Annotated in this window: 4 protein-coding genes and 1 pseudogene; all 5 read right to left on the reverse strand. The window is 46.1% G+C overall.

Translation table 11 applies throughout. From position 1 onward, the window contains the following. Positions 1–225 precede the first annotated feature (225 nt). Complete coding sequence (locus tag L3V30_RS23215) at positions 226–8,940, reverse strand: Ig-like domain-containing protein (protein WP_237310033.1); 8,715 nt, start codon at positions 8,938–8,940, stop codon at positions 226–228. 119 nt (positions 8,941–9,059) lie between these two features. After that, positions 9,060–9,674: a tail fiber protein gene (locus L3V30_RS23220; RefSeq protein ID WP_237310035.1), complete on the reverse strand. Its 615-nt coding sequence runs from the start codon at positions 9,672–9,674 to the stop codon at positions 9,060–9,062. A 146-nt stretch (positions 9,675–9,820) separates the two neighbouring features. After that, positions 9,821–10,768, reverse strand: a complete 948-nt coding sequence (locus tag L3V30_RS23225) for a formyltransferase family protein (RefSeq protein ID WP_237310038.1) — start codon at positions 10,766–10,768, stop codon at positions 9,821–9,823. Between the two features lie 7 nt (positions 10,769–10,775). Then, positions 10,776–12,074, reverse strand: coding sequence for a hypothetical protein (locus L3V30_RS23230; protein WP_237310039.1), 1,299 nt, complete (start codon positions 12,072–12,074; stop codon positions 10,776–10,778). A 762-nt stretch (positions 12,075–12,836) separates the two neighbouring features. Next, a pseudogene (locus L3V30_RS23235) lies at positions 12,837–12,954 on the reverse strand (IS630 family transposase); the annotation flags it as partial.

A 12,954-nucleotide genomic window follows, 5' to 3' on the forward strand; every position in this document is an offset into this window, starting at 1 on the left:
ACCTTATTTTTCTAATATCGAACAGTAAGTTCTGCTTAACACTTCATCAAAAGACTATCTTGCCCTAGGTGTTAAGAAGAAAAGACTTCAAGGTAATTAAGGATTTGTTATAGACTATTAATCTACATAATAAAGATCACAATCACGACATTAATCTCCAGTGATTTACCATACCGCTTCATGATCGCTTAAGATACAAATTATCGAAAAATACCAAACCATAAGTTAATACGCTGCTAACGGCTCAAAAAAATAACGAAGTTGTAGCGCAATTATATCAACATCATTTTCATGTAAAAAATAACGAGCGCCTTGGACACCGATCTCCCAATTATCTGAGAGGTTGTAGCCAACTTCTGCACCAATATATCCATCAAAACCATCCACTTCCGTCGTTATCTTGCTGCCTTGATACGTACTTTCAATATCGGTATCCCAGAACAAGCCCCCCAAACTCAGTTTTGCGGACCATGAATTGTATTGCCAGAACTTATAACCGATGTCGAAGCCTATGCCCTTAACAAGGAGTGGTGCTATAGATGCGACACTGGTGTGATAGTCTTCTGGTGAAGTAGTCGCACTACGCAATGTTGCACTACCTTCACCCATATCTATATAACGAATAGTTCCTGACCATTGCTCAGAAAAAGTATATCCAAACCCGATAGAACGGTAGAGCCCGGTGTTGTCAGTAGAAATTACGTTATCACCTTTAACAGCATCACGCTCATCTGCATGGCTTGACCCCATTTGAACATCAACATACCAACCCGCTTGACTACTAAAACTAAACACAGCAATTAGTGCTAGAGCACTGTTTCTTCCATAACGTTTCATGGCTCCTAACAAAATCAAAAGCATCAACACTATGCTACCCAATGATCCTGCTGAAGTATTTTCAACCTTTACATCTCTTACCAACTTAACTGTCACTATAACTTTCCCTGTGTCTTGCAGGCCTTGGCTATCTTGAATGATATATGTCAACACATCATTGCCTTCAAACCCTGAGGTAGGGGTATAGGTCACGCTCTGATCTGCATTCATGACCACCTGCCCATACTGCGCTTGGACTGAAACCAACTTCAATGTGTCGTTATCCGGATCGGTATCGTTAGCAAGGACATAAACCGTGACAGGGGTACGATCATCGGTGGTAATATTATCGTCCACCGCATTCGGATTCTGACTGTTTACCACATTCACCGTCACCTTCGCCGATCCCGCTCCACCATTACCATCCGTTACGCTATAAGTGATCAAAGCCTCCCCGTAGTACTGTGGTTGAGTGACATAACTTAGTTTGTTATCAACCACACTAACACTACCAATATCTACAGAAGCGCGACTTACCTTCAGCCCATCACCATCAGCATCGGTATCATTACTCAATACATCGAGCGTCACCGTACCATTGAGACTAACAAACGCATTGTCGTCAATCGCTTGAGGGAGTGCATTATTGTTTACACGAGCGGCAACGACGCCAGGGTCAACGACACTGCCATTAGCCAATCCGTCATCATCGTTCGGACCACCGTCTTCAATGGTAAGTTGTACACACCAGTCACCTTCAGTCAGACCCTGTGACCATGAACTGTGCCCTGGTGGCGGACAATAACCAGCCTCGCCAGCACTAGAAGACACTGTGTTTTGAGCATCCTCAATAAAGTCTATCCACCCCTGTTCAGCGTTATACTTTCGGTACACTGCATTTGCTGGAACAGGTAAACGCTGAGGCAAAACTAATTGATAGCTTTGGCCGGACAGCGGCAAATTAGTTACTACAAAATCAAAGATTCCCCCTATGCTCTTCATGTTGATATCTTTAGGAAGCTCCTCATCTAGCAATAAAGCTCCTCCTGTTGTGTTAGTCAGAATGGTTATTCCTTTGCGTAAACAGACACCTGGCTGCCCCTCAATGAGGAAGCGATCTTTTTCTGACACAACCTGTTGAATTACGTTACAGTCAGAAATTGCGTCAAGATAGTCAGGAATGCCATCACCATCACTATCATTATGACCTTCTTGATCATCCGGGATTAAGTCGCCATCACTATCTTCACTTCCGAGCTCCGCCAATGTTTGTACCACTTCTAAATAGACATTCCGTGTCACTGATAATGGTGGAGTGCCATTGTCAGTAACTGTCAATTGCAAATTGTAAATCGCTGAACTCAGTAATTGCGGAGAGAAAGTCAATGTTTCGCTGTACATCTGCCCCGCAATCGCTTGGTTAAGTACATCGCTATCACTAGTCCATCTGAAACTGTGTATATCGGACATATTGGCATCATTAACACTGCTTGTGATTGTGACCGGTTCAACACCATTTTCAATTTGGCTCCGCTGCTCCCCCGCCTGAGATACACTTACCGAGACCTTCGGAGCCACATTCTCTTCAAAGATTGTCAAGGTGTAACGACGCTTACTACCTAGATTAAGGGTACTGTCCAAATCAATCACTAAGGTTTCAACGCCTTCACTTTGTCCATCATTAAGTAGTTCGAACGAAAGTTTGCCTTCGGTACCACTAGTTATCACCACTTCGCCAGAGGTGAGTGTGTGGTCATCACTGTCTGTGCTTCCTGAAACCGTGTAAGGTACGACTACTGGGTAACTCGGCGAAGGGCCGTTAAGGTGTATCGTTACGCTATGGTTGGTGCCTTCCGTGGTTTGCGCATCTTTGGAGATACTTATCAGTGGATACACTGTTACCGTTTGACTAGCCTCAGCGACGTTTCCATCAGAGTCTTGAGTACGCCAATAGACCGTATTAGTTCCAGGTCGGAAGAAGGTCGTGCTGTCGACCAATGAAACAGGTAATAGCTTGCCTGTACTATCTCGGGCCACGGCAGAGCCTAATGCAACTTTAGTAAAGAGCGAAGTTGCTTTCACTTCAATATCTGAAGGTGCGGTTATTGTTGGTGCGTCCAATTTCGCACTTTTAATTGTCACGATTGCTTTCGCGGTGGCCTTTCCACCATTACCATCTTTCACACTGTATTGCACTGTCACTGTACCAATTGAGGTCGTTGCCAATTGGATTTGACTGCCCACAATCGTTGCCGTTCCAGATGTAGGTTTAACCCATTCCAGTTGTAATGTGTCTAGATCAATATCGCTGTCGTTGCTGAGTACATCCAATAAGTAGCTACCATCGTTACTCTCGGTAAAGACATAGGTATCATTAACTGCCATTGGTTCATCATTGACGTTGATTACCGTGATGCTAAACGCTGCTAGAGAAGCGCTTAACTCACCGTCAGAGACACTAATAACAATATTATTGGTGCTGCCAACATGCTCATTTTCCGGCGTACCACTTAGCAACCCAGTAGCTCTATCAAAGGTTGCCCATGATGGTTTATTGCGGATTGAAAAGCTCAAGCTACTACTATCAACATCCGATGCCTGCAGCGCAAAGCGATACGTACTGCCTTCGTTGACAGTAAGAGCAGGAGTGCCACTGATCACTGGCGCGTCATTGATATTGTTAACAACAATACTGAATCTATTGAGCATTGTGGTCGTGAGACCATCAGAAACCGAGATAACAATGCCCTGATATTTGCCAACATCACCATTATCTGGTGTACCACTGAGCGTGCCTGTTGATGCATCAAAGCTAGCCCAAGATGGCTTGTTCACGATACTGAAAGTAAAGGCTTGGCTGTCAACATCTGACACTTGTGGCGTGAACAGATAGGCGCTGTCTTCATTCACTTGTGTTGCTGGTGAGCCAGAGATAACAGGTGCATCATTCACGTTATTCACAGTAATCGAAAACGCTGACAATGAGGAAGAAATAGTACCATCGGATACGCTAATCACGATATCTGGATAAGTACCCACATCACTGTTACTTGGCGTGCCAGAAAGTGCTCCTGTTGTCTTGTCAAATGTAGCCCAAGGTGGCTTGTTAGCTATCAAGTAGGTCAGAGTATCCGCTGGGTCATCGTCCAATGCCGCGGGCACAAACTGATACACACTATCTTCATCCACTTGCGTCGATGGGGTACCCGTAATCACTGGCGAGTCATTAACGTTATTCACCGTGATGGTCACTAACGCCACTCCAGAGGTAAGTTCTCCGTCACTTACGCTGTAAGTGAAACTGTCCTGACCAAAGAAGTTACTGTTACCCGTATAAACCGCGTGATTGCCTGTGACGGTAACATTACCGTTGACTGGCGATGTTACAATTTGATAGCTCAAAGATGAGCCTTCTGCATCGTTACCATTTAAAGTAATGGTCAGCGGTATCTCTTCCTCTCCCGTAGCACTAACATCGGTCGCGGTTGGTGTATCGTTGACTGCATTCACCGTCAAATCGACACGAACCTCTGTCGAGTCGAGATCACCGTCGTTGACCTTGAACAAGAAGAAATCGGAGCCATTTAAGTTCGCTTCTGGTGTATAGCGCCAACTATTATTGGTCAACTGCTCTAGCACGCCATGACTGACTTGCTCAGTGATAAGATACTGCAGAGTGTCATCATCGTTATCAATATCTGAACCAACCAGCGTGATCACCAAACTCTTGTCTTCATCAAGCGTTTGTGACTGTGCTTGCGCCATTGGTGCGTCGTTGACTGGTGTTACCGTCATAGTCACTGTTGCGACGTTAGATACAGCACCTGCTAAGTCTGCCACCGTATAGGTGAAGCTGTCTTCACCGAAGTAGTTTTCATTGGGGTTGTAAACAATCGCTCCAGACGCCGTCACGTTCACACTGCCATATGCTGGCGTATCGACGACTGTGACACTAGTGAGTTCAAAACTGTCTCCAGCATCGGCATCACTATCATTGCCTAATACGTTGACTTCGAAGGAGCCTCCCTCCAGCAGTTGCGCACTGTTATCAACAGCAACGGGGGCATCATTCACTGGCGTAATATTGAGCGTGACGGTTGCTGGCACGGAGACTGCTTGACCACTATCGGTTAACGTGTAGGTAAAGCTATGTTGACCATTAACATTCGCTGTTGGCACAATCTTTAAGGTCCCATCGGCATTGACACTGACCGTGGCAAAACTGTATCCCCCCTCTCCTTGACCAAGATCTTGCAGGGTAATACTACTCGCGGTGAATGACCCATCTTCAATATCACTGTCGTTACTTAAAACATCGAGTGTCGATGTGACATCTTCATCAAAGGTAAAACTGTCTGCCTCCGCCACTGGTGAGTCATTGACGGAACCGATATTGACGCTGACCGTGGCCGCAAGAGAAACGCCGCCTTCACTGTCTGCGATCGTGTAAGTAAAGCTGTCGCTACCATTTTCATTCGCATTCGGCGTATATACAAAAGTGCCTACAGTTTGATCAATGGCGACTTGTCCTTTTTGAGGCAAACTAACTAACGCTAAATCACCCGTTGGGATGCCATCTTCAACATCCTCCGCTTGACTACGCGCGCTGACTGCTGCGCTTGCGGTATCTTCGTCGGTGTTGATGGTCAGCGCTTTCGCGACTGGCGCATCATTTATAGCCATGATAGTGACGGTCACTGTCGCGTCTTGTGACTCCTGCAACAGGGCATCTTTCACGGTATAGGTAAAGCTATCCGTGCCTGTCTCATTACTATTTGGCGTATAGGTAACAACGCCGTTGCTGATCGACACCTGACCTTTAATTGGTTGCGTTTTAACCGTTGCAGAAGAAGCGACCATGTCATCATTAAGGTCGGAATCGTTGGCTAACAGATCAAATTGTTTCGCCGTATCTTCCTCAGTCGAGAAGCTATCATCAACTGCCGTTGGCGCGACATCGTAGCGTTTAGTCACGGTATCCGTCACTGCATCAGATGCATTGCCTGCGGCATCGGTTACCACCACGCTTACTGTCAACGTCCCCTCTTGCAAACCAGTGACGTCAATGCCCGTTACTTGCATGGTCTCCGAGGAGATTGTTTGACTAGCGCCGTCAATGGTCGTGGTACCGTCGGTCACGCGATAAGTGAACATCGCATTCACTTCAGCTGCTGCGAAGGTAAAGCTCATCGCCTGTTCGTTGGTTTTGTTAATGCTCTCCTGATCAATGCTGATGCTATGTCCAGTCGGGATCCCCGTATCCACTGAGATCAACAACTGAGTCGCTGCAGTATTGAGGTTGCCAGCTGCATCGCTAAATTGCTCTGCTGCAACATCAATAGTTGCATCCTCAGTGCTTTCTTCTGCAGGTGTAAAGGTAGCCGTGTAACTGGCGCCACTGCCCGCAAAGTTAGAAAGAGTTCCGCCAGCAACGGTCACATCGGCTTCGGCAAAATCAGTTGCGGCTTCACTCAAGGTAAACGTGAGTGTTGCCGTTTCACCCGCTTTCAGCGCAGCGCTGGAGCTAGTGATACTGACGGTTGGAAGCATAGTATCGACGCTGATGGAAAGTGGTGTTGCTGCACTATTGCTGTTACCAGAGGCATCGGTAAATGTGCCGGTGGCAACATCAATGGTGCCGCTCGCCACACTCTCTTCCGTTGGTGTAAAGGTCGCCGTGTAACTGCTACCGCTGCCCGCAAAGTTGGACAAACTGCCGCCAGTGACGGTGACATCTGACTCAGCAAAGTCACTTGATGACTCACTTAAGGTGAACGTGATACTCGCCGTTTCGCCAGAGATCAAATCGAGGTCTGAACTGCTCAAAGAAACAGTTGGCTGCACGTTATCTAACGTAAATGTTTTGCTAGCTGCACTGGAGGTGTTGCCCGCAGCATCGCTCTGGCTAGCCGCGACCGTCAGGGTGCCGTTGTTAAACGCACTTACATCAAGCTCACTGCCGCTCAACGTCCAGTTGCCTGAGTTGTCGGCCGTCACCGTACGACTGGCATAATTGCTGTAGTCCGTGATGGTCACGGTCACGCTATTGCCTGCTTCCGCGCCGGAGCCAGCAATCAGCACGTCGTTGTCTTCTGCCGCATTGACGATGCCATCAGTTTCAATCGGCGTGGAGATGGTCACAGCTGATGGTGCGGCGTTATCCAGGGTAATGCTCTGGGTGGCGGCGGTGGAAGTATTACCTGCTATATCTGCTTGGGTTGCAGACACCGTCAGGGTGCCGTTGTTAAACGCACTTACATCAAGCTCGCTGCCGCTCAACGTCCAGTTGCCTGAGTTGTCGGCCGTCACCGTACGACTGACAAAGCTGTTATTGTCCGTGATGGTCACGGTCACGCTGTTGCCTGCTTCCGCGCCGGAGCCAGCGATCAACACATCGTTATCTTCTGTCGCATTGACGATACCGTCGGTTTCAATCGGCGTGGTGATGGTCACTGCTGATGGGGCAGCATTGTCCAGGGTAATGCTCTGTGTGGCTGCGGTGGAGATATTACCTGCTATATCAGCTTGGGTTGCAGACACAGTCAGGGTACCATTGTTCAGGCCACTGATATCCAGCTCGCTGCCGCTCAGCGTCCAGTTGCCTGAGTTGTCGGCCGTCACCGTACGACTGACAGAGCTGTTATTGTCTGTGATAGTCACGGTCACGCTGTTGCCTGCTTCCGCGCCGGAGCCAGCGATAAGCACATCGTTGTCTTCTGCAGCGTTGACGATACTATCAGCCTCAATCGGCGTGGTAATGCTCACTACGGATGGTGCTACTGTATCAATGGTGACACTTAACGCGTTGGATGCCGAGCTAACATTATCATCGCTATCAGACGCTTTAGCACTTATTGCATGTGTAATACCAGACGCCAACTCATTGGTTGTTATCTGCCAGTTTCCTCCAGTAGCAGTGCCTGTGCCAATAACCGTTGCACCTCCACCGACTTGATCACTGTATAAAGTAACGATCGATCCACTCTCGGAAATCCCACTAAACGTTGGAGTAGTGTCACTGGTAATATTATCAGTATTTAATGATCCGGTATCCGAACTAGCATCTAAATCGGGTGTAGATGGCGCATTTGGCGTGGTATCGACCGTAGTAAAGTTAAATGTGGCATCATCGCTGATCCCAGCAAAGCTATTATTTGCGGTGTCAGCCACGGCACTAGATTCAATATGAATGGCGTAAGTCCGGTTTCCTATCAGATCACTGGTTGGGTTTAAGTAAACTTTATCGTTGGTAACACTGATGCGGCCAGCGCCTGGTGAAGTTGTTGTGCCATCGCTTTCGGTGGCAACATTAAATACTTCAAAATCGCGACTGTCTGTAACATTACGAATGGTAATATTGCCGCTCTTCAGCTCAATATTCTCATCAAAGGCAATCTCGATGTTGTTGCTAACAGAAACATTGGTTGCATCATCAGTGGGGGTTGAGCTCGCACTGACAAAAGTCGGCGCGGTTGAGTCTGAAACCGCAGCGTCATCAATCTTGATACTTTTGATAAGATAACGAGAGTCAGCACCCGGACTTCTGGTAAACGCCATAGTCACTGTATCAACGTCCTGCCATGCAGAATCAGTAAAGTCTGTACCACGGGTCAGGGTAAACAAATCCTGTAACCCTGAGTTTGCTTCACCACCTTTTGGCAAGGTGACAGTTTCGGTCACTGTTTGAGTATCATTAGAGAAGCCAGTTAACACAAGTTGATACGTTTTATCTGAGTCTCGGGCCGACCCCTGCATAAAGGTAATTTCGTCGAAACTGAAGTTAGTACTTGATCGCTCAAAAAAGCGGAAGCCACGATTGTTGAACTCATTAATCATGGTATTTGAGAAAAAAACACCAGCTACAAACCCGAGGTCATTTAGGCCAGTAAACGGAGTGCTATCAGTGCTATTGCCGGCATCTAATACCATAGACACAGCACCTGCACTGGTAAGAGTGACCGAGGGCATACCCCCAGTGACGCCTGTCTCCACCTCACTAAAATTGGAACCTGAACCATTAGAGTAGTTAATCGTTTGCTGTGCGGCCCAGACTTCACCGGAAAAAAACGCTGAGGACACCCATGCTGTTGTAATTGCGATCGCTACCTGACGACGTAATCTCATTTTCCTCTCCTGAATATGACGGCCTTATCAACATAGCCGGGTTATCATAATCAACTTAAATATTTAATTTTTTATAGGAAAGGATTAGCGAAAGTTTCAGCCAATTCTTTCTTGGTTGATTAGCTGCGCGGTGGGTATACTCCCGCAGTGGCAATTAACCAATTAATCGGCAATACCGGGCTCAAAATATTAAGTGGCTCTGAACCGCCTGTTTCAGTCACAGTTACAGTACCTCCTTCCGAGCCACCACCAGACACACTTAAGCCTTCGATCTCAGTCAAATCTGGTTGCTGAAACGTCGGTTTATAGAACCCGGGGGTAGAGTTTTGCGCTATATACGAATTACTTTCGGGTACCTGCGTATTTGCAGCATTGGTAGCAACCTGCATCCTGCCTGTTACAGGTGCAGCAGTGCCAAGAGGGGTAAAAATTGCCGTATGTAAGTGTGCTGGCATTTGGGTTATATCAATAGTTATCAGTTCAGTACCCAATCTTTCTCCCTGATGATAATCCATCCCCCCAGGTCGTGTGCCTACACCAACTGGACTGCGGCCACGCAAATCAGGTAAACCAAAGGTAGTTCGGGCGTCACCTCCGTATAGAGTGCTAACTAGAGAGAAGAGTGCTGGATTATCTTCAATTGCCTGCATTTGCCCCGAGCACATTGCCCAATTTCTAATTGCAAAATTGCCGCCAAATGCGGTTAGTGTCCCAAGATACGGTTCTGTAGCCATACTGTTCTTCCTTTTAACGTATACACTTAAGTTAAAACCAACCCATAACGTAATTGGTGTGGTTGGGTAAAACTTTCCAATCTCGCATTATTAAATACCGTTACGGGCTTCATTAATGCCGCAAAGAGCCGTATTGAGATATTTCTTTACTCGCAGGCTGAAGCGTGCTGAAGCAATGACATCCCAGCGTCCAGCCCAGCCATTTGCGCGTAGCGATAACCCGAAAACACGCCTTGCTGTGTAGCAATAACATCTATTGATATTGCGCTATCTAACGTTTTCACTTGTAACCCATGTTGTGGGCTGATCTCGAGAATGCTCCCCGCCTCAACACCGACTAAAGAAGTCTCCACTGCGCTTGCTTGCAAAACATTGGCGACACCATTTGGCAAGCTCAACATCGCACCTCCGAAGTCATGATTGCCTGCTCGCACTAAATTGACGATTTCGCGACTCGTTTGCACGTTCCAACGAATGTGTAGATCATGTTGGTTTACTGCTCGTGCCACTTCGTTGGGGTTTGATACTTGCTCACGCCAAACCAGCCCTTGCTTTTGTTGCGCGATGAGGAAGTCATACATCAGCTTAGCCGTCATTTGTGACGCTTTTTGCTGAGCACTGGTTAAGGTCTCAAACGGGTGAAATGGTACCTCTAACTCCATTCCTATAGCGCCTGAATCAACCGATGCCTCAAGACGATGCAGGGTGAGGCTAAAGGTGTCTAAACCCTCTCTTAATTGCCAATAGAGAGGCATCGGGCCTCGATACTCGGGCAGCTTTCCCGGATGAATGTTGTACAAGTTTCCGTTGAAAAACTGACACAGCGAGGAATGAACTATGTGCCTGAACAAATAGATGACGCCATCCGTGACTCGCCAAGCATCGAGTTGCGCCATCAAAGCACTGCTGTCATTGGCGGTATACTGAGTAATATGAATCGATTGAGCGCTCAGATAGCTCTGTAGCTGCTGTAAGTCAGGATTTAGTTCTCCTTCCGGTACTACCACGCCCGCCAATTTATGCTGTTGTGCCAACAACTGAATGATGGGCAAGGCGTAACAACTTCCTGTAAAAACGACGTATTTTTGCTGCATATAGAAATCATCCATGGGTGGCGACAAAACCTGGCAATCCGGTTAACTGATAATAGAAACTGACCTTATCCCCTCCCCTCGCTTCGAAGTAATGGTGTTCAACAGCTTTGGGCTTGGCATCCACATAAAAAGTCATGTCGGGTTTAGGATGGGTAATACCAGAGTCGTATTGTCCGACCATCGCATCTCCGTAAGTATCGATATGGCTGTAAATGGCGAGGATACGTTTTGCCATATCTGGCACATCTTTCGGCAGCTCAATGGTGTTGCCTTGCAGCATTTTTATTCCACCATCTAGCTCAAAAATCTCGCTTTTGAGCAACATGGCTTTATTGACGTTAAGAATTTCTCCCAGATCAATTCGATCATCTATCGATTCCGGTTGGCAATGGTTGGAATGTGCATACTCTGCTTTTTCCCATTGTTGATTAAATTCCGTCTCCCCGATGACCATCATGGCGCGCACAGATACCTGATTGGGGATCATTTCGCCTTGAATATGTAAATATTGAACCAAATGTTTCGCGATGCTGAGGAACCCTTCCCGACTAAAGCCATGCTGCATCGCTTCAAGTATCAGGAGATCAAACGTTTGAGTTGGCGAAAATTGGGTAGCATCTTCTTCCACTAAGGCTTCAATGTAGTCTGCGATATCAAGATCCGCGATCAATTGATTGAGTGCTTTAATCGCTCCGGGGTGAATATCTACTAATGTCACCTGAAGCTGATCTGCGCTAATCCGATCACTTTGTTTGTAGTGAGCAAGTAAAGGCAGCAGCAACGGTGCAAAGGGGCCGCAAGCTGGATAAAGCACTTTAACCTGTGGCTTGTTGGCAAGCATTTGTTGGATAGCTTTGTTTGTACCACACGCAAAGCCTTTAATTCGGTACACATCTTTGATGGTGTGTTTACAGTTAAGTGGAGACATCACCAGCCCAGATGTGGAAATGTACTGTCGGGTCAGTTCCTCTTGAGTGAGTTTAGCCAGAGAAAGAGATTGGCAAGCGTTGCCATACATGCTCTGAAAGGCTTGCACCAGTGTTAGGTGCTCAACTTTCGTCTCCTTCAATACGAGCTCAACTGCCGCAGCGAAACTCTCTTTCAGTTGCCGTTGGCGTTCAGCCGTGCTGAGTTGGTTTTGGAGCATAGCCTCAAGTTGAGTCCGTAATGAGTACTTAAGCAGCTCATCCATTTCGGGTTCAGCAAAACCAAACTGTTGAGTTTGTTGCTGCACTTCTTCAACACCGACCGTCTCACGAGATTGAGGACGTTGCTGATAGAATTCTATAGGTGAGCCCTTTTGCATAATTCATGAACCTCAATTGCCGCTGTAGCAGTTGTTAATGATGTAAACACGCCTGTACTTGAGAAAAACATACGCCATAAGCTCGGCGTTATAATATCTGAGCTCACGGCTCTAATTTCATAAACCGTACTGACAAAATTGGGCAGCAAAATTGAGATAAAAACAGTTCCAATTCTGGAAATTCAGAGAGTAGTAAATAGTTAGGGTAATAGGCCTTTCGATAGGATTCTTCTAAAGCAAGCGCTTGCCAATCCCCTCTATAACAAGATCGTTTGACATGTGGCAGCCACGCAGTCACCTTGATAGAGGTAAGCGCGGCATTAAAGTGTGGTGTAATATGAAATCCTTTTAACAGGCAGAAAAAGCCAATATCCATTGTATAAAGCCAACTATTTATAATATTGAAATTAAAATTATTTTTATCGGCAGTTATTTAGAAAGTGCCGATATTTAATTTATAGACTAGAAAAACCTAACTCGCCAGAATAGGAATAAAAAAAACACTAAAAATAAGATTATCAATTTATATCTCTAAAATTAAAGAGTTTAATTGTTAAAGTTCAATGCGGTCCAATATAAGTTGAAGGTGTGCAATCTTTTAAAAGATATACATTTAAAGATATTTCAAAAAACTTATTAAGAAAAACATGAATTCACAACAATAATTATCAAAATTATTAATAACAAAAACACCACTAATACAACAATGAATTAAGGTAGTTTGAAGATTAAAATGCCCATTTCATTTTCGTATATACCGAATCAACTTGAAGATGCAGGCTTGAGAACCTGAAAATTATCATTAATTCGAGATGCCAAAGAGCCTGCGATCTCTGGAAGAGTCACAGTAAAAAATTGGTCTATTGCCGCCTTGAAGTCC

The sequence above is a fragment of the Vibrio sp. A1-1 genome (assembly GCF_021728175.1).
GTDB lineage: Bacteria > Pseudomonadota > Gammaproteobacteria > Enterobacterales > Vibrionaceae > Vibrio > Vibrio diabolicus.

Bases quoted from the DNA above. Each gene is read 5' to 3' on its own strand.
- L3V30_RS23220 (WP_237310035.1), bottom strand. From the start codon at position 9,674: ATGGCTACAGAACCGTATCTTGGGACACTAACCGCATTTGGCGGCAAT.
- L3V30_RS23225 (WP_237310038.1), bottom strand. From the start codon at position 10,768: ATGCAGCAAAAATACGTCGTTTTTACAGGAAGTTGTTACGCCTTGCCC.
- L3V30_RS23215 (WP_237310033.1), bottom strand. From the start codon at position 8,940: ATGAGATTACGTCGTCAGGTAGCGATCGCAATTACAACAGCATGGGTG.
- L3V30_RS23230 (WP_237310039.1), bottom strand. From the start codon at position 12,074: ATGCAAAAGGGCTCACCTATAGAATTCTATCAGCAACGTCCTCAATCT.